A 19,103-nucleotide genomic window follows, 5' to 3' on the forward strand; every position below is an offset into this window, starting at 1 on the left:
CAGGACCGCCCGGCGACGTTAATTTGGCGCGAGCCGGCGGCCTGTTGTCGTCAGAACTTGACACTGAGGTTTGCCTTGGCGCCGTTGTCGAAGGCGCCACCACCGAACTGCCCGGAATAGGACAGGCCGAGCGTGGCATTGGGCGACACTTTCATGTCGATGCCGGCTTCGATAACCGCCGCGTCCCTGGCGATCGGCACGCCGGCGATGGTGAAGGCGTCGCCGCCGGCGAAGGCGAAACTCGAGTTTGGCGTGACGTCGCCGAAAGCGTGGCGCCAGCCGAGCATGCCGCGCGCGGTGGCATTGACGCCGCCAAGCGCAAAATCGGTCGAGCCGCGCAAGCCGAGCGTAGTGAAGGTGGCGTTGCTGCTCGCGCCGGCGCTGGTCAAGGCCGCCGCACCGCCGGTTTCGCTGAAGCTGTCAGTGTGCAGGCTGACATAAGCGAGGTTAGCGAAGGGTTCGAACTTGAGGCCCCCGCTGGTCTCGGCCTTGTAGGCGAGTTCGCCGAACATCTGCGCGGTGCCGGCATCATAGTCGGCCGAGAGCTGATCGGCAAAACCGGTGAAGGCGACGGACCGCTTGGTCGAGAGGCTGCTCCAACTGTAGGCCGCACCGGTGCGGAAGGCGATGGCGCCCCAATTGGTGCCGCCATAGAGGCCGAGATGGTAGCCGTCGCTCTTGCCGGAGGAATTGCGATCGTCGGCGTCGAAGGAGGAATGGCTGTAGCCGCCGAGAACACCGACGCGCCAGCCGCCGACCAAAGCGTCGGCGCCGGCCAGCAGGCCGCCGGTCGAGCGGTCGAAGGCGGCGGCGTTGCCGTCGCTGTCGGTACTGCCCCAGGAACCGAACGCCTGGCCCCAGACGGCGAAGCGGTCGGTATCGGCGGCGACCATTTCCGGGCCGCCCTCGCCATAGGCCATGACCGGAAGCGCCGCCGCGCCGGCATCACCGAAGGCGGCAGCGATGCGGCTGTTGGCGGCGTCGCGGATGAAGCCGGAGTCCTCGATCAGCAGCCCCTTGGCCGAGGCGTGGATTTCGCCGGAAAGCTGGTCGAAGGCGTCTTGGGCGGCTGCCTCGCTCGGCAAGGCAAAGATGGCATCGAAGAGCGGATTGCCGGCGCCAAGGCTTTCGGCGCCGCCGCCGGTGGCGATCTGGTTAGGCGTCAGGCCTACACTGGCAAAGCTTGCCTTGGCCAGGTTGAGATAGACATTGTTCGCGTCATAGGTGAGCGTCGGCGCAATGAAGATCGAGCCGCCTTCGAGACTGGCCTTGTCGAAGGTGCCGGTGACACCGCCCGCCGCCGTGACGATCGTATAGGTCGTGCCGGTCGCATAATCCGGATAGGGGATGACGTCGACCGTGCCGCCGCCGATCGTCACCGTACCGGTGGCGCTGATCCGATCGGATGTGCCGCCGATTTCGACTTCAACTGCATAAGTCGAACCGGCCGAGAAGGCTGTGTTGCTGACATTGATCGTGCCGATCGAATTGCCCGGTGCAAAGGTGCCGCCCGAAGCAATGGTCACGTTGCCTACCGTGCCCGACCCGCCAAGCAGGCCGCCGGTGACGTTGATCGCGCCACCGAGCGAGCCGTTGACATAGAGGCCGCCGCCGAGAACGTTCGTCGTCCCGGTGAAGCCGGAGGAATTACTGGTCAACTTGGTGTTGCCGGCGATCTGGTTGATCGTCCCCAGTCCGCTGATCGCCGAAGCGAAGCCATTGTTCGCGCTGGTATGGTTGAAATTGAGCGTGCCGGTGCCGGAGCCGAACTGCAACGTTGCCGAATCGAGGACGCCGGCGCCCGCCGCCGCGGAGCCCGCCGCGCCGCCGATGTTAAGCGCGCCGACAGAGCCGGCCTGGCTGGCGATCACGGTAGAGCCGTCCACCAGAGCGGTGCCGCCGTTGGAGAGCGTCACCGAAGCAGTGCCGCTGAACCCGATATCCAGGTCGCCGTGCATCTCCCACAGTGAGGCCGGGCCATCAACGGTTGCCTGGCCGGTGGCACCGGCGGCGAACGCCATGTAGGTGCCGCCGCCGGATGCGACGCCGCCATTGGTGACGGCAAGAGTGCCGATTCCCAGACCGCCAAGGTACATGCCGTTCTTGTTGGTCCATTTCGAGCCCACGCCGTCGACGGTAACCGCACCGGTGGCTGTCGCCGCCTGGCCGACAAAGACGGAATCTGCATCCGCTGAACCGCCGCTGGAGATGGAAAGTGCCGCGTGACCGGCGCTTCCCAGGATAAGATTGTCATCGGTGCTCCAGGAGGATCCCGCCCCGTCCACCGTCACGGTGGCGGTTGCGGTTTCAAACACTGCGAGGAGTGCGGCCTGGTTGAGGACATGGCCGCCATCTGCCACCTGGAGCGTGCCGGCGCCCTTGAAACCGAGGAACAGGTCGCCGGAATTCGTCCAGCTCGAACCCGGTCCATCGACCGTGACGGTGCCCATGGACCCGACGTCGTAGCCCGCAGAGCCAGTCTGGTTGCTAACGGCGCCGCCATTGGTGATGTCGAGCGTGCCGGTTCCTGATTGGCCAACAATGAGTTCGCCCGTATTCGCCCAGGTTGAGCCGGTGCCGTCCACCGTCGCCGTCCCGGTCGAGCCCGCGGCATATCCGAGATAGCCAGCAAGGTTGCTCACGCCGCCACCGTTCGTGACAACTAGCGTGCCCGTGCCCGCAACCCCAACCTTGAGGTTTCCGCTGTTGGTCCAGGTCGAGCCTGCACCGTCGACCATTGCCGTGCCCGTCGAGGCCGCCTCGAAGCCAACGTAGCCCATGGCATTGCTGACTGCGCCACCGTTCAGGATTTTCAGCGTGCCAGTGCCTCCATCGCCGACATAGAAGTCGGAACTGCTTGTCCAGGTCGAGCCCGCACCGGTGATAGTGGCAAAGCCCGTCGAGCCCGCCATGGTGCCCACAGCGCCTACAGTGTCGCTGACCGCGCCCCCGTTCGAGATCGTCAGCGTGCCCGTGCTGAGACCCCCGAGGTAGAGATTCCCGCTATTTGTCCACTTTGATCCCGCGCCGTCGACGAACACTTCGCCAGCCGAGCCCGCCGAGTTGCCGACAAAGCCCCAGGCGTTGGTGACGGCGCCGCCATTGCTTATCGCCAAAGTGCCGGCGCCGAAATCGCCAATACTCAGGTTTCCGCTGTTGGTCCAGGTCGAGCCGGCGCCGTCGACGAACGCCATGCCGATGGAGCCCGTCTTCGCGCCGACAGCGGCCCAGGTGTTGCTGACCACGCCGCCGTGAGTGACCCCCAGTGCGCCGTTACCCAAATTGCCCACAATCAGGTTGGAGCTGTTTGTCCAGATCGAGCCGGCGCCATCGACGAACGCGATGCCGGTCGAGCCCGTCTGCGCGCCGATCATACCGATGGTGTTGCTGACCGCGCCGCCATTCGAGATCGTCAGCGTACCCTGGCCCTGGAAGCCGATGAAGAGGTCCGAAGTGTTGGTCCAGGCCGAGCCGACGCCGTCGACCGCCACCAGGCCCTTGGAGCCCGCGGCATAGCCGGCATGGCCCACCGAACTGGTGACCGCGCCGCCATTCGTGACCGTCAGCGCGCCGAAGCCCGCGTTCCCAACCGCAAGGGCCGCGTTCGCCCAGGTCGAGCCAGCACCGTCGACAGTTGCCGTGCCACTGGAGCCCGCCAGGTTGCCCAGGATACCGCTCAGATTGCTGACCTTGCCGCCGTTCGAGATCTTCAGCGCACCGGTGCCCTGATCGCCGACGTATAGGTGGGAGGAGTTTGTCCAGGTCGAACCCGCTCCGTCGACCGTCACCGTGCCGGTGGAGCCTACATGCCAACCGATGGTGCCCATGGCATTGCTGACCACGCCGCCATTGGTGATGTCCAGCGTGCCTGTGCCAAATTCGGCGATATAAAGATCTCCGCTGTTGGTCCATGTCGAGCCCGGGCCGTCCACCGTTACGGTGCCGGTGCCCGGGCCGTAGCCGACATGACCCACTTTGTCGCTCACAGCGCCGCCGCTGGAGATCGTCAAGGTGCCGTTGCTGTTCGTACCCAAGGCAAGGAAAAGGTCCGAACTGTTGCTCCAGACGGAGCCTGCTCCAGTGACGCTCACGGTGCCGCTCGCGTCCGAAGCGTAGCCGAGATAGCCGGCAGTGTCGGAGAGGGTGCCGCCATTGGTGATCGTCAGCGAGCCCGAGTAACTCGAAATGGTGCCGACAAACAGATAATGAGCGGCCGCATTCGCCGCATTGACCACGGTCGGGTGCGGGAACACCGGATCGAGCATAACATCGTCGCTCGATGTCGGAACAGCGGCGGGGTTCCAGTTTCCGGCGGTAAACCAATCCGTGGAGGCGGCGCCGGTCCAGATCTCGGCTGCCGATGCGGGGATCGGCAGGCCAAGGCAGACCAGTGCCGTCGACGCCAGCGCCAGGTTTTTCAATGCGTTGGCCTTGCGGCCTCCAAATGCATTCCGCGGCATTCGATCCCCTGACATGACAGTCGTTTCACCCTGAGGCTGACATGTCATTGGAGCCCGGCCTTGTCTTGGGCAGGGCCGCACCGGAATTGGACTGGAGTGAAAAGCAGCGTGTTTTGCGCGCATTGTGGCAGTTCGGCGTCATCGGTGGCGCAAGCCGCTGCGGAACGGCCTCGCACGGGCGGTACCGGACTGCTGGCGAAGGCTGCAAAACTTATCTGGCGCTTGTCGGCGTATAGCCGAAACGGCGACGAAAGCAGCGGTTGAAGTACGATACGTCGCTGAATCCGCTTGTCAGGGCGATGTCACTGACCCGCATGTCGCTGTGTTTGTGCGAGAGCATCCTGTGGGCGCTCTGCAGACGCAGTTCGAGAACGCGTTCGGAGAAGCTCATTCCCGTCTCCTGAAGGAGGTCGTGGACGTAGCGCACCGACAGGCCGAGTTGTAGAGCGACACTTTGGGCGGAGATTCCGGGGTCGATAAAATCCTCGGCGATCCTTGCGAGGACGGCCTCCAGCCTGGCAGCGCGCAGGCCCCGAAGCCCGACCAGTTCGGCAGCTCGACCTTTTGCGCCGGTCGCCAGGCCGATCAGATCCACGATCGTGTCCGTCGCGTGCGTGATCAGATCCGCGGAGGCAAGCGGGCTGCCGCTTTCAAGAAGCAGGCAATAGCGTTTGAGAAGCTCGAGGGCTTCGCTGTCGGCGCCGATCTTCAGCCCCAGCCTGTCATCGATCTGCGGGAAGGCGCGCAGGAGGATCGCGCGTGGGACCACCACATTCGTCCAGACATTGCTGTCGGCACCGTTCATTTTCAGAGCTTCCGATGCGGTGACAAGCACGGCCTCTCCCCGGCCGACGGCATATTCGCGGCCGGCATGTACCCCTGACAGCATGGTGTCGGCCTTGTTGATCATCAGCAGATAGCCGTCCTTGTCGTCATTGGCGATGTTGCTCGCTTTGCGTGTGGCATGCTTGACGGGTCCGGACATCTGGCCGAGAACCGCTGAACCGACGGCCGTGGCTTCGATGGCTTCGAAGTGCAGGTTTGCCGGACTGTCGTATTCGGCCGACCGTATTTCCGCGACAGGGATGTCTTGCCACGGGGAAAATCGTTCTCGTTCATCAAGATGCGGTGGCAACCGAGCCGATGAAAGCACCGTCTTTCGCGACAATGGGGAACCTCGACAACTGTCCACGGCTTAAAAAATATCGAACGCGATGCTTTCCATTGCGACAATAACCGGCAACAGTGGCGGCCCGGCGTTCAAGCGACCAAGTTCAACCCATAGTCGAGAGCGGCCGCGACTTGCGTCATCCAAAAGTATGATGTCACAAATTCCTCCGAGGCGAGATCGGGGCGTGCCTGGAGGTGTGATGGAAAGGCTGAGCAGTGAAGTCCTGAGTTCGATTATCGGCGATATCTACGATTGCGTTTTGAACCCGGAAGGCTGGGCCGGAGTCATGACCCGCGTCACGAAAGCTGTCGACGCGGCCTATACCACCATCGCGCTTGCCGGCACCGCCCATAATAGCGGCCGTTTCGCGGCTCAGTCGCCCTGGGATCCCGTACGGATGCGGGCCCTCGAGGAAGACTATGACTTTGATGGAATTCCCGGGCTGAAGGCAGCGGTCGTCGGCGATGTCGACCGGCCCGTTGCGACGCTGTCGCTCATGAGCGAAAGCGAACTCCAACTGACGCCGTTTTTTCAGAACTGGGCCAAACCGCAGGGACTGCGCGAGGCTTGCATCACCAAATTCGTTCATACGCCGGACCGAATCGGGCTTCTGGGCTGCACCACGCGAGCCAGCAGGGGAGGCATCTCGATCGAAGAGCAGCATTTCCTGGCATTGCTCTCGCCGCATCTGCGCCGTGCTTCGCTGATCGGCGATCTGCTCGACCAGGGCCGCATCACCATCGATCTTTATCGTCAGGCGCTCGATCATTTGGCTGTGCCTGTCGTGCTTACCCACGCCAATGGAGCAATCCTCCATGCGAATGCGGCCGCCGAACAGATGTTTTCGGTGCAGGGGCCCATTCTCTCCAGGAACGGCCTGCTCCAGGCACAGAATCGGGTCGTGGCCCGCGCCCTGCTCGACGCGATCGCCAGCACGGCGAGCGCGGATGCCTCGCTTGGCGCGCGCGGCATAGGGCTGCCGGTTTCGGCCCAAGGCCAGCCGCCCGCCGTTGCCTATGTGTTGCCGTTGACTGAAGGAACGGCGCGCGCGGTTTTCCGGCCGGCATGCGCGGCTGTGTTCATATCGACGACGACATCGGCTTCTCCCCTCCCGGAGGCCGTTCTGACCACGCTGTTCGATCTTACGCCCTCGGAGGCGCGGGTGCTGCTGCGGATCGGCAGCGGATTGTCAGCGTCCAAGAGCGCGTTGGCGCTCGGCATTGGCGAAAACACCTTGAAGACCCACCTCAACCGAATCTTTGCCAAAACCGGCACGAGACGCCAAGCCGACCTCGTCAAACTCGTGTCGGACATCGGCATGCCGCTGGCGGCTCATGGGCCCTGAAGCGCGCAGTCTCTACCGCGAGCGGGTCAGCGGCTTTACCGCCAGGGCGGTTCCGGCGCGAAGCGCTTGCCGATCCAGTCGGTGAAGGCGCGGGTCTTGGCGGCTTTTCCCTTGGCCGAGGGCGTGACGACATAGACGGCGCCTTCATCCGCCAAGGTCCACTCCTCCAGCACAGGCACCAGCCGTCCATCGGCAAGCTCGCGCCCGACCAGCCAGTCGGTGCTCATCATCAGGCCGAGCCCCTGCACGGCGGCCTCGACCAGCACCTCGGCATCGTCGCTGACCAACGGCCCGGAAACCTCGACGCGCGCGCGCCGGCCCTCGCGGTCGGTCATCTCCCAGGCCGGAAAGGTCTGGAAGCCCGAGAAGCCCAGGCAGGAATGATCGAGCAGCGCCTGCGGCGTCTCCGGCGTGCCCCTGCGGGCGAGATAGGAGGGAGCCGCGCAGAGCAGCCTGCGTCGCGTCGCCACCTTGCGTGCCACCAGGCGCGAATCCTCCAGGCTGCCCAGCCGCACGGCGACGTCGAAATTCTCGGCGACCAGATCGGTGAAGCGGTTGGAGAATTCGGCCTCGATGCGGACATCGGGAAATTCGGCAAGGAATTGAGGCAGCAGCGGCCCGATCCACATGCGCCCGAACGTGCCGGGCAGCGCCAGCCTGAGCACGCCGCGCGGGCGGCCTCCGGCATGCGCGGACGCGACGGCCTCGGCCTCGTCGACGGATGCAAGGATGGCGCGCACGCGCATCAGGAATTCGGCGCCCGCTTCGGTCAGCGAGACGCTGCGCGTCGTGCGCGAGAGCAATCTCACCCCCAGCCGCGTTTCCAGCGATTGCAGGCGCCGCGACAGAATGGTCGCGTCGCGCCCGACCCGCGCCGCCGCTTTGGTGAAGGAGCGCGCCTCGGCGATGGCCGCGAACGCAGCCATCTCGGCAAGGGCAGCGGGTTCGTGAGATTGCTGCATCATTCACAGTTCTCAATTTCGCGAAACGAGGATTATCCAGAGATAACGCAGCAAATAGGTTCACTCAACCACCAATCGTCCACCGGAGTGAAACCATGAAAGCCATCGAACTCAGCCAGCCCAGGCTGGACGCCTTCCGCGCCGCCACCGTTGCAACCCCCGAACCGCAGCGCGGAGAGGTGCTGATCCGCCAGCGTGCGGCGAGCCTCAATTTCGTCGATGTGGCGGTGGCAAGCGGCAATTATCCCGGACCGAGCTTTCCGCTCATCCCCGTAGCCGACGGCGCCGGCGAGATCGTCGCGCTGGGCGAGGACGTTGCGAAATTCGCCATCGGCGATCGCGTCATCGCCCATGCCAAGCCGCGCTGGATCGGTGGGCCGCCGCGGCCTTACGAAATGACGCAGATGCGCGGCATTTCGCTGCCGGGGTCACTGGCCGAATATGTCGCGTTGCCGGCCAATTCGCTGGTGCCGGTGCCGGCTCATCTTTCCTTCGAGGCGGCGTCGACGCTGCCCATCGCCGGCACCACCGCCTGGAACGCCATCCGCGCCGCCGATGTCGGGCCGGGCTCGGTCGTCGTGCTGCTTGGCACTGGCGGCGTCTCCATCTTCACCCTGCAGCTCGCCAAAGCCGCCGGCGCGACCGTCATCATCACCTCGTCGTCGGACGAAAAGCTGGAGCGGGCGAAGGCGCTCGGCGCCGATCATCTCATCAACTACCGCGCGACGCCCGAGTGGGATGGCAAGGTGCTGGAGCTGACCGGCGGCCTCGGCGCCGACCTTGTCGTCGAGACCGGGGGCAGCGCCACCTTCGCCCGCGCCGTCAACGCCACCGCGCCCGGCGGTACGCTGTTCACCATCGGCTTCGTCACCGGTGCCGAAGCCACGATCAATCTGCTGCCGATCATCATCAAGGCGCTGAAAGTGGTCGGCAACAACACCGGATCGGTGTCCGATCTCAGCGACGCCGCCCGCGCCGTCGGCGCGGCCCGGATCGAGCCGGTGGTCGACAAGGTGTTTTCGCCCGACGAAGCGGCCGAAGCCTACGCCCACATGGCCGCCGGCGGCCTGCACTTCGGCAAGCTGGTGTTCGGGCTGGAGTGGTGATCGGCGCAGGCGCTTTTTTTTCAATGTTGAAAATTGGCGGAACCGCCGCGACATCCAATCTCCCCCACGAGGGGGAAGATTGGCAGCCTCTCCGTCAGATCAGCTTCTCCAGCGTGATCGGCAGATCCCGCACGCGCTTGCCTGTGGCATGGAACACCGCGTTGGCAATGGCCGGCGCCATGCCGACGATCGCCAGCTCGCCGACGCCCTTGCCGCCGAGCACCGAGGAGTGCGGGTCGGGAATCCCCACCGAGATCACCTCGATGTCGGGGATGTCGGCATTGGTCGGGATGAGATAGTCGGCGAGGTTGTTGTTGACGATGCGGCCGTGGCGGCGATCGACGATGCCTTCTTCGAGCAGCGCCTGGCCGATGCCCATGATGATGCCGCCCTTCCACTGGCTCTCGGCGAGTTTCGGATTGTAGAGGCGGCCCGAATCCAGCGCCGACACGACGCGCGACACACGCACCGTGCCGAAATCCTCGTCGACGCGCACCTCGACGAAATGCGCGCACCAGGAATGGCGCGAATAGTCACCCTCCGTGTGTGGCAGCGCCATGGCGATGGTGGTGTAGTTCTTGTAGCGATCCTCGACGCTCGAATTGGCCGGCATGGTGTCGCCCGTCGCCTCGATGCGGTCGCGGCCGACGCTTTTGAGCAGTTCGGCGATCGAGACGTCGGGGCCGTCGCCCCGCGGCGCGGTGATGCGGCCATTGACGACGACCAGCGTGTTGGCCTGCAGCGCATGGAAGGGCGAGCGCGGATCGCTGATCGCCAGGCCGACCAGCTGGTCGAGCGCCGAGGTCGCGGCCTTGTGGACCGCGCCCGTCATCACGCCGGCCAGCCGCGAGCCGCCGGCGACGCCGGCGCGGGGGAAGCGCGAATCGCCGAGCTTCACCACCACGTCGTCGGCCGCAACGCCGACCGTTTCGGCGGCCGTCTGCGCCAGGATGGTGTAGGTGCCCTGGCCCATGTCGATGGAGGAGCTTTCGACCTCGACCGAGCCGTCGGCCAGGATGCGCACGATCGCCTCGCCATAGGCGCGCCGCACCGGATAGGTGCCGGCGGCCACGCCCCAGCCGACCAGATGGTTGCCGTCGCGCATCGAGCGTGGCTCAGGCGTGCGCCTGGCCCAGCCGAAGCGTTCGGCACCCGCTGCAAAAGCCTCGCGCAACTGCCTGGTCGACCAGGCTTTTTTCGCGTGCGGATCCTGTTCGGCGTAGTTGCGCAGCCGGATTTCCAGCGGATCGATGCCGACCTCGTAGGCGAGCTCGTCGATGGCACTTTCGATGCCGAAGGCCGACGGGTTTTCACCCGGTGCGCGCATGGCGCCCGGCACCACCGAATTCACCCGCACGACATTCTGTTTCGAGGAGAAGTTCGGCGTCGCGTACATGATCGAGGTGACCGAGCCCAGTGGCTCGACCCACATGCCGTCGATGGAGGTTTCGTTGACACCGCGATGCACGATCGACTGGATTCTTCCGTCATGGTCGGCGCCGATCGTCACCGTCTGCCGCGTCGCGGCGCGGCCGCCATAGCCGGTGAAGGTCTGCGGCCGCGTCATGACCAGCCGCACCGGCCGGCCGAGCATTTTCGCGGCACTTGCGGCGATCGCGCCATGGCTGAGCGCCAGCGCCTTGGAGCCAAAGCCGCCGCCGACATAGGGCGATACCAGCCGCACATTCTCGAACGGCACGCCGAACCATTCGGCATAGGTGCGCGCCATGCCGTCCAGCCATTGGCTCGGCTCCCACACGGTGAGATGGTCACCCTCCCAGCGGGCGATCAGGCCATGCGGTTCCATCGGCGCCTGGTATTCGCGCGGTGTGTTGTAGGCGGCGCAGATGCGCACCGGGGCGGAGGCGAAGGCGGCGGCCGCGTCGCCCCATTCCTTGGTCATGGCGTCGACCGGGACGCCGTCGCCGGCCTTGCCGTCGCTGAGGTCGACGATGGCCGGAGCCTCATCATAGCTGACCTTGACCATCGTCGCGGCGGCCACGGCCTGCTCGAAGGTCTCGGCGATCACGGCGGCGACGTGCTGGCCCGAGAAGGTGACGTCGTGCGCCAGCGGACAATAGGGTTTGTCCGGCGGTGGCGTGCCGAACCAGTCCGAGGCGGTTTTCAGGCTGATGATCGTGTCTGGTGTCAACACCTTGAGGACGCCCGGCGCAGTCTCGGCCTCCGCCGTCTCGATGGCGCGCACCTTGCCGGATGCGATGGTGCTTTCGACCAGCACGGCATAGGCGAGCCCTTCGAGCTGCTGCTCGACGGCGTATTTCGCCGCACCCGTGATCTTGGCCGGGCCGTCGACGCGCGACAGCCGGCCGCCGACGGCCTCCACCTGCGCGCCGTCGGACGCGTCGCCATGTCTTCCGACGTAAACAGTGCTTGCGATGTGAACAGTCATGCCGCTTCTCCCAATTTGAGGATGGCGCGTGCGACGACGCGCGGCGCGAGTTCGATCTTGTAGCGGTTGGCTCCATGGTCGACGGCGCCTTCGACGGCGAGCAGGCTGGCCGTGCGAACAGCTTCCGGCTCCAGCACCTTGCCTTTCAGCGCGGCTTCCACGGTTCGCGCCCGCCAGGGTTTGGTCGCGACGCCGCCGAGCGCCACGCGCAGGTCGCGGATGGTGCGCCCGTCGGCCTCCAGTTCGAGCCCGACAGCGGCACTGGCCGCGGCGAACTCATAGGACTGCCGGTCGCGGATCTTCAGATAGGTCGAACGGCGGGCTACGGCGGAAGAAGGGATTTCGATGGTGGTGATCATCTCGCCCGGTCCGATCGCGTGTTCCCTGTCGGGCGTCGCGCCTGGCAGCAGGAAAAAGTTCTCCACCGGCACGCGCCGTTCGCCCAGATGGACCGTTGCGTCGAAAGCGACGAGCGCGGTGGCGAGGTCTCCGGGATACATGGCGATGCAAGCCTCGCTGGTGCCAAGCACGGCATGGCCCCTGGTAACGCCGCCGATCGCCGAACAGCCGCTGCCTGGTTCGCGCTTGTTGCAGGCGGCAAAGTTCGAGGGATCGCGGAAATAGGGGCAGCGCGTGCGCTGCATCAGATTGCCGCCGATCGTCGCCATGTTGCGGATCTGCGCCGAGGCTGCCTGCCAGAGCGCTTCGGAGATGGCGGGGAAGCGGCTCTTGATGTCGTCATGGTCGGCGACATGGCCCATCCTGGCGAGCGCGCCGATGACGGCGCCGCGCTCGTCGATCTCGATCTGGTCGAACCCCTCGAGATGGGTGATATCGACCAGCGTGTCGGGCTCGGCGACACCGCATTTGGCGAGGTCGATCAGCGTGGTGCCGCCTGCCAGAAGCATGGCGCCGGGCAGCGCGGCCGCCTGGCGGGCGGCATCAGCCGAAGTGGCGCGAAAATAGGAAAAATCCCTCATGACGCGGCCTCCAGCGCAGCCTGGCGCACGGCGGCGACAATATGCGGATAGGCGCCGCAGCGGCAGAGATTGCCGGCCATGTATTCGCGGATTTCCTCGTCCGAGCCGGCATGGCCCTCGCGGATGCAGGCCACCGCCGACATGATCTGGCCTGGCGTGCAGTAGCCGCACTGGAAGGCGTCCTGCTCGAGGAAGGCAGCCTGCACGGGATGCAGTTCGCCCTCCCGTGCAAGCCCCTCTATGGTGGTGATGGCGCGGCCCTCGGCTTGCGCCGCCAGCGTCAGGCAGGCCAGCACGCGCTCGCCGTCGACATGGACGGTGCAGGCGCCGCACTGGCCGTGGTCGCAGCCCTTCTTGGTGCCGGTCAGGCCGAGCCTGTCACGCAAGGCGTCGAGCAGCGTGACACGCGGCTCGAGTTCCATCGTGTGACGCTGGCCGTTGATATCGAGATGGACGGGAATCGTGGTCTTGCTCGTCATGGGCGTCTGGCTCCAGTTGCTTGACGCTGGGGGAATGAATTGAAACTGGGGCAGGGCGCTCCAACCGACCGCTTGCCTGCCCTAGAGCCGGATGATTTCAGGTCCGTTCGGCCTGAAATCTGAATCCGCCTCTAAATCAAAATAGATAGAGCATGATGTCGTCCGAAAACCGGTTCCCACTTTTCGGCATCATGCTCTGGCGCAGGCCTGTCGTTTCAGGCGGACCGCTCGTCACCCCAGCAGGTCCTCGATCCGGATCGGAAAGCGCCGCGGGCGCACGCCGGTCGCGTGCCAGACCGCATTGGCGACGGCGCCGGCAGTCCCGGTGATGCCGATTTCGCCAACGCCCTTGATGCCGAGGGCGTTCACGTAAGGGTCGTCCTCGTGAACCAGCAGCGCCTCGACCGAGGGCACGTCGGCATTCACCGGGACGTGATAGTCCGCCAGGTTGGCATTCTGGATGCGGCCGGAACGCCGGTCCGTGACGGCTTCCTCATGCAGCGCGAAGGAAACGCCCCAGATCATCCCGCCATAATACTGGCTGCGCACCAGCCGCGGATTGATGACCCGTCCGGCGGCGAATGCGCCGACCAGCCGGGTGACGCGGATCTGGCCGAGATCCGGGTCGACCTTCACCTCGGCGAAGACGGCCCCATGCGCGTGCTTGGCGTAAGTCTCCTGGGAGGCCGGATCCGGAGCGCCTTTGCCCCGGCCCTCGATTTCGGTCAGGCCCGCGCGGACGAGGATCTCGGTATAGCTTTCGCCGCGGCTTTCGTCATCGCGCCGGTAAAGGCGTCCGCCGCGTGCAACAACGCCTTCATTGCCGGCGCCGAACAGCGGCGAGGCTTCGTCGCCGGTGGCGAGATCGGCAAGGTTGGCGATGACGGCCGCACCCGCATTGTGGATGGCCATGCCGGCCGTCGCCGTGTGACCCGAACCGCCGGCGATGCCCGCATTGGGCAGGTCGGAACTGCCGGCCCTGAAATCGACCTGGTCGATGTCGAGCCCCAGCCCGTCTGCTGCAATCTGGGCAAAAGCCGTCCAGGCGCCTTGGCCCATGTCCTGGGCGCCGGTCTCCATCAAGCCGGTGCCGTCGGCCCTCAGCACCGCGCGTGCCTCTGCCTGGAACATGAGTGCAGGGAACGTCGCCGTGCCCATGCCCCAGCCGGTGAGGAAACCGTCGGCGTCGCGCATCCGCCGCGGCTGCAGCGGGCGACTCGCCCAGCCGAACGCCTCGGCGGCCTGTTCGTAACATTCGCGCAGCGCCTTGGAGGAGAACGGCTTGCCGGTCATCGGTTCGACCTCGGCGTAATTCCTGAGCCGGAATTCCAGCGGGTCCATGCCGCAGGCATGGGCCGCCTCGTCGATGGCGCTCTCAAGCGCGATCGATCCGGTGGCCTCGCCTGGCGCCCGCATGAACAGCGGCGTGCCGGTGTCGAGCCGCACGGCATCGTGCGAGGTGGCGATGGCCGGGCTGGCATAGAGCGTGTGCGAGGCATCGGCCGCCGGTTCGAAGAAATCGTCGAACGTGCTCGACGTGGTCCTGGCGTGATGGGAGATCGCGGTCAGCAGCCCTTCGCCATCCATGCCCATGCGCAATGTCTGGCGGGTCGGGGCGCGGTGACCGACCGGGCCGTACATCTGCTCGCGCCGGAGCACCAGCTTGACCGGGCGGCCGACGAGACGCGCCGCCAGGATGCCGAGCACTTGCGGTCCGGAAATCATGCCCTTGGAGCCGAAGCCGCCGCCCAGGAATGGGCTGCGGATATGGACGTTTTGCGGCGCGATGCCGAACAGGCCGGCGATGCGGCCCTGCGCCATGGCCAGGCCCTGGCTCGGCGTGTCGATCGACAGCCGGTCGCCATCCCAGGCAGCGACGATCGCGTGGGGCTCCATGGCGTTGTGGTACTGGGCCGGCGTCTCGTAGGTCGCCTCGATCCGCGTCCTTGCCGATTTGAGGCCGGCCTCGACATCGCCCTTCTCCTGCACAGCCGGATTGCCGACGCCAACGCCGCGCGGCACGAAGCTTTTGGCGCCGTCCAGACCAACGCGCGCCGGCAACTCCTCATAGCGCGGCGACAACAGCGCCGCCCCTTCGGTCGCCGCTTCCAGCGTCCGCGCGATCACCACGGCAATGCTCTGGTTGGGATAGCGAACCCCATCGTTCTGCAGCAGGTCGAGCCGGAACATGAAGGGATGGTCCTTGGCATCCGGATCGACGGCGAGCGCCGGCCGGTTCAGTGGCGTCATCACCTCGACCACGCCGGCATGCGCCTTGGCCGCCTCGACATCCAGCGAGACAACCCGGCCGCGTGCGATGCTGGAGACGGCAAGCACGGCATAGAGCATGCCGGGCGGATTGTTATCGGCGGCAAAGCGCGCGGCCCCGGTGACTTTCAAAAATCCGTCGCGACGCGTCAGCGGCTGGCCGATGCTGGAGCCCTGGCGCGTATGGGCAGGCTGTTGGTTGAGGCCGAGTTCAAGCGTCATGACGCACTCCGGGAAGGGAAGGAAAAAGGGGAAGCAGGCAAAGCGGGCATCAGAGCGGGCGTTCCCGCCTGTGCGGACATCAGCGCCCTGACGACAATGCGGCGGGCAAGCTCGATCTTGAACGCATTGTCGCCGGAGGGGCTGGCGTCGACCAGAGCCGCATCCGCGGCCCGAACGAAGCTCGCTTCATTGGCATCGGCGCCGAGCAGCACCGCTTCCGCCGAGCGCGCCCGCCATGGCTTGGCCGCGACACCGCCGAGCGCCAGCCGCGCGGCGCGGATCTTGCCGTCGGCAACGGTCAGGGCCGCGGCAGCCGAAACGACGGCGAAGGCATAGGAGGTGCGTTCGCGTAGCTTCAGGTAGCGGGCGTGGGCGGCGAAGGACGCTGCTTCCGCCGGCAGGCGCACCGCAACGATCAGGTCGCCCGGCTGCAGCACGGTTTCCCGCTGCGGCGTGTCGCCCGGAAGCCGGTGGAATTCCTCCAAGGTCACGTGGCGCCGGCCTCCCTTGCCCTCGATCTCGACGACGGCGTCCAGCGCCACCAGCGGCACACAGAAATCGGAGGGATGGGTGGCGATGCAGGCATCGCTCCAGCCAAGCACCGCATGCAGGCGGTTCTCGCCGCCAAGCGCCGAGCAGCCGGAACCGGGTTCGCGCCTGTTGCAGGCGCTGGCGGTGTCGTAGAAGTAACTGCACCGCGTGCGCTGCAACAGATTGCCGCCGACAGTGGCGGCGTTGCGAAGCTGCGCAGAGGCGCCCGAAAGCAGCGCTTCGGCCACCGCCGGATAGGCTCTGGCGAAGGCCGGATCATGTGCGAGATCGGCATTGCGGACCAGCGCGCCGATGCGCAGGCCGCCATCATCGAGCGTTTCGATGCGATTGAGTTCCGGCAGGCGGGTAATGTCGACGATCCGTTCGGGGCTGGTGATGCCGCCCTTCATCAGATCGAGCAGATTGGTGCCGCCGGCGAGATAGGCCGAACCCGGTTCGGCCGCCGCCGCTATGGCGTCGGAGACGGTGGCCGGCCTGATGAAATCGAAGTCTCTCATGCCGCGGTCCTCCTGCGTGCCTCGGTGGTGGCGGTGTCGGCCATGTTTTTCTGGGCTTCCATGTTTTTCTGGGCTTCCAGGACGGCCTCGACGATGCCGCCGTAGGCCGCGCAGCGGCAGATGTTGCCGCTCAGCCCCTCGCGGATGCGCTCGGGATCGTCGCCAGCCTGTCCTTCGGCGATCAGGCCGAGCGTGCTCATGATCTGCCCGGGCGTGCAGAAACCGCACTGGAAACCGTCATGGGCGATGAAGGCGGCCTGCACAGGGTGCAGTTCTTCACCGTGAGCGATACCTTCGATGGTCAGCACTTCGGCGCCGTCATGGCTGACCGCCAGCGCCAGGCAGGAGTTTATGCGCTTGCCGTCGACCAGCACCGTGCAGGCGCCACACTGGCCGCGGTCGCAGCCCTTTTTCGTGCCGGTGAACTCAAGCCGCTCGCGCAGCAGGTCAAGCAAGGTGACGCGTGGGTCGACCTTCAGTTCGTGTCGATGTCCGTTGACGGTAAGCGAGATGGGAAGGCTGGTCATGGGCGTCTGGCTCCAGTTGCTTGACGCTGAGGGGAATGAATTGGGGTAGGGGCGGGGAAGGGCAAGGGCAAGGTCAGGCAACGGCCAATCTCCCGCGGGTTGGGAAAGTGGCGGGTTGCGGCTTGGAAAGACGTGACATACCGGTTCCCCTGATTATATGATGAGGGTTCTCCACTAAAAGCGGAGGTGCCTCCGTTTATTTACGTGGGGGCTGGCCAGGCGTGGTTCAAGCCCCCATATCCCTGGTGGAGAAAAAAATTGGCTTTTGCGCCCGTCACAACCGCTGACCAAAAAACCGCCGCCGCCGACAAGCCGTTGCGTGCCGATGCACGGCGCAATCGCGACCGGCTGGTCGAGGTGGCGGCTGCGGTCTTTGCCGAGCGCGGCATCGACGGCTCGCTGGAGGAGATCGCTCGGCGCGCCGGCGTCGGCATCGGCACGCTCTACCGGCATTTTCCGACACGCGAGCACTTGGTCGAGGTGGTCTACCGCCGCGAAGCGGAGGGGTTGTGCGCGGCGGCCGGCGAGCTCGCTGCAAGATATCCCTCCGATGTGGCGCTGGAAGAATGGATGCGCCGCTTCGTCGACTACATCGCCACCAAGCGCGGCCTGGCGACCAGCCTGCGCATCCTGTTCACCACCAATTCGACGCTGTTTTCCGACACGTCGGGACGGGTGTCGCAGGCGCTGCGGCAACTGGTCGAGGCGGCGGTGGCCGACGGCACCATCCGCGGCGATGTCGATGCCTCCGACGTGCTGCATGCGCTCGGCGGCATCTACTCGGCGCCCGACACGCCCGAATGGCGCGACCGCTCGCGCCGCCTGGTCAAGCTCCTGATGGACGGGTTGCGGTTCGGGGCGAGGAAGGCTGGATGAGAGGGCGAACGCCGCTTGCCCCGGCATGAGGCGAGCGATGACAAACGCTGATCGTGCGATCGTGTTTGGGGGCGGCTGAATTTGGCTCCGGCATGGCAGCTCGGCGACTGCTCCGGGTCCAGGAACAGGATCAGTCGGCCCGCCGTCGATCGGCCACCAGACTTCCTGCCGTCGCCGGCTGCTCGAGCCGGCGAACCGCGCTCGGAAACTCCTTGAAGATCAACGATCGCAGCCAGCGATGCACGGGATCGGCATCCATGCGGGGGTGCCATGCCTGGGTGATGGTGAAGCCTGGGATTGCCACCGGCAGATCAAACATCTGGGTACGGCCTGTCGCACCCAGATGGTACGAGCGCGGCACCAGTCCAACGAGATCGGATGCGGCTGCGACCGCGACGACCGCCGGATAGCTCGGCACCACCAGATCGACATTTCGCGAAAGGCCGAGTTCGGCGAGTGCTTCATCGATCGGTTCGATGAAATGGCCTCGCCGGGATGAGACCACGTGCCGGCACGCGGCGTAACGCTCAGCGGTTATTTCGGTCTCCAGAAGCGGATGCCCCGTTCTCGCCACACCGATAAAACGGTCATCGAACAACGCCTGACCACGCAATTCGGCACCATCACCCGAAAGCACGCCAATATCGAGGTCGATCGTGGCTTCTCTCAGCAGTTCGATGCGCTTGTCCGGCCGGGGCGCGAAGCGCAGCCTTATGCCGGGCGCGGCACTGGTGACAAGGGCATGGAGACGCGCGGCGTAGAGCAGCACGAAGGCTTCATTGGCCCGGATGGTGAAATCGCGCCGCACCTGGCTGATGTCGATCTCCGGCGAGGGGCTGAGCACGGACCGGACCTCCGACGTCAGCGTGTGCACCTGTTCGGCAATCGCTTCGGCATGAGGCGTCGCCACCATGGCGCGTCCCGCCGACACCAGGATGGGATCGCCCAGCGCCAGCCGCAATCTCGACAGTGTGCGGCTCATCGCGGACGTGCTGAGGCCAAGTTTCTTGGCGGCGCCCGAGACGCTGCGCTCCCGCAGCAAGGCGTCAAGCGCCACCAGAAGGTTCAGGTCGAGATCGAGCATGAGAGAGCCTAACGGGATGAGGCGTTTGACGCAACGGTCAATTTACTCCGTTGCGTCTGGTGCAATAATGGGGTGAGCGGTATCGATGCGGCGACAATCCACGAAGCGGAGCCTCCGATGTCCATAGCCGCAACGATCACTCCCGCCCATGACGGCCTGCCGTC

At 65.7% G+C, this 19,103-nt stretch carries 13 protein-coding genes; 3 read left to right on the forward strand and 10 right to left on the reverse strand.

Annotated elements, in window-relative coordinates; all coding sequences use genetic code 11:
* Positions 1–50: 50 nt before the first annotated feature.
* Entirely contained in the window at positions 51–4,460 is a 4,410-nt protein-coding gene (locus LB555_RS23060; RefSeq protein WP_224683850.1) for an autotransporter outer membrane beta-barrel domain-containing protein, read from the reverse strand.
* 211 nt (positions 4,461–4,671) lie between these two features.
* A complete protein-coding gene (locus LB555_RS23065) occupies positions 4,672–5,628 on the reverse strand; it encodes an AraC family transcriptional regulator (protein ID WP_015316937.1) in 957 nt (318 codons plus the stop codon).
* Between the two features lie 46 nt (positions 5,629–5,674).
* On the opposite strand from LB555_RS23065, the gene LB555_RS23070 reads away from it, so the two are divergent.
* Positions 5,675–6,976, forward strand: a complete 1,302-nt coding sequence (locus LB555_RS23070; protein WP_224683851.1) for a helix-turn-helix transcriptional regulator — start codon at positions 5,675–5,677, stop codon at positions 6,974–6,976.
* A 35-nt stretch (positions 6,977–7,011) separates the two neighbouring features.
* Here the strand turns inward: LB555_RS23070 and LB555_RS23075 are convergent, their stop codons facing one another.
* Positions 7,012–7,938, reverse strand: coding sequence for a LysR family transcriptional regulator (locus LB555_RS23075; RefSeq protein ID WP_041163790.1), 927 nt, complete (start codon positions 7,936–7,938; stop codon positions 7,012–7,014).
* Positions 7,939–8,033: 95 nt separating this feature from the next.
* On the opposite strand from LB555_RS23075, the gene LB555_RS23080 reads away from it, so the two are divergent.
* Positions 8,034–9,044, forward strand: a complete 1,011-nt coding sequence (locus LB555_RS23080) for a zinc-dependent alcohol dehydrogenase family protein (protein WP_140663371.1) — start codon at positions 8,034–8,036, stop codon at positions 9,042–9,044.
* 94 nt (positions 9,045–9,138) lie between these two features.
* On the opposite strand, the gene LB555_RS23085 is transcribed toward LB555_RS23080, so the two are convergent.
* The 6 genes from LB555_RS23085 to LB555_RS23110 all read right to left on the reverse strand — a co-directional run bounded on the left by LB555_RS23085 (position 9,139) and on the right by LB555_RS23110 (position 16,979).
* Complete coding sequence (locus tag LB555_RS23085; RefSeq protein WP_224683852.1) at positions 9,139–11,454, reverse strand: xanthine dehydrogenase family protein molybdopterin-binding subunit; 2,316 nt, start codon at positions 11,452–11,454, stop codon at positions 9,139–9,141.
* Positions 11,451–12,434: an FAD binding domain-containing protein gene (locus LB555_RS23090; RefSeq protein WP_224683853.1), complete on the reverse strand. Its 984-nt coding sequence runs from the start codon at positions 12,432–12,434 to the stop codon at positions 11,451–11,453. The genes LB555_RS23085 and LB555_RS23090 overlap by 4 nt, the downstream gene beginning before the upstream one ends.
* The gene (locus tag LB555_RS23095) at positions 12,431–12,913 is read right to left on the reverse strand and encodes a (2Fe-2S)-binding protein (protein WP_224683855.1); all 483 of its coding nucleotides are present in this window, start codon (positions 12,911–12,913) and stop codon (positions 12,431–12,433) included. Before LB555_RS23095 ends, LB555_RS23090 begins: the two co-directional genes overlap by 4 nt.
* 231 nt (positions 12,914–13,144) lie before the next feature.
* Positions 13,145–15,403 (reverse strand): xanthine dehydrogenase family protein molybdopterin-binding subunit, encoded by a 2,259-nt coding sequence (locus LB555_RS23100; RefSeq protein ID WP_224683856.1) that lies wholly within the window; start codon positions 15,401–15,403, stop codon positions 13,145–13,147.
* Complete coding sequence (locus LB555_RS23105; protein ID WP_224683857.1) at positions 15,400–16,452, reverse strand: FAD binding domain-containing protein; 1,053 nt, start codon at positions 16,450–16,452, stop codon at positions 15,400–15,402. Before LB555_RS23105 ends, LB555_RS23100 begins: the two co-directional genes overlap by 4 nt.
* Positions 16,449–16,979 carry a (2Fe-2S)-binding protein gene (locus tag LB555_RS23110; RefSeq protein ID WP_224683858.1) on the reverse strand — a complete coding sequence of 177 codons (531 nt, stop codon included), beginning with the start codon at positions 16,977–16,979 and terminating at the stop codon, positions 16,449–16,451. The genes LB555_RS23105 and LB555_RS23110 overlap by 4 nt, the downstream gene beginning before the upstream one ends.
* Before the next feature lie 258 nt (positions 16,980–17,237).
* Here LB555_RS23110 and LB555_RS23115 point away from each other — a divergent pair, with 258 nt between their 5' ends.
* Positions 17,238–17,855 (forward strand): TetR/AcrR family transcriptional regulator, encoded by a 618-nt coding sequence (locus LB555_RS23115; RefSeq protein ID WP_140716329.1) that lies wholly within the window; start codon positions 17,238–17,240, stop codon positions 17,853–17,855.
* Positions 17,856–17,985: 130 nt separating this feature from the next.
* Here LB555_RS23115 and LB555_RS23120 read toward each other — a convergent pair whose 3' ends face one another.
* Entirely contained in the window at positions 17,986–18,939 is a 954-nt protein-coding gene (locus LB555_RS23120) for a LysR family transcriptional regulator (protein ID WP_224683859.1), read from the reverse strand.
* Positions 18,940–19,103 lie beyond the last annotated feature (164 nt).

The organism is Mesorhizobium sp. BR-1-1-10, from assembly GCF_020165595.1.
Classification (GTDB): Bacteria; Pseudomonadota; Alphaproteobacteria; order Rhizobiales; family Rhizobiaceae; genus Mesorhizobium; species Mesorhizobium australicum.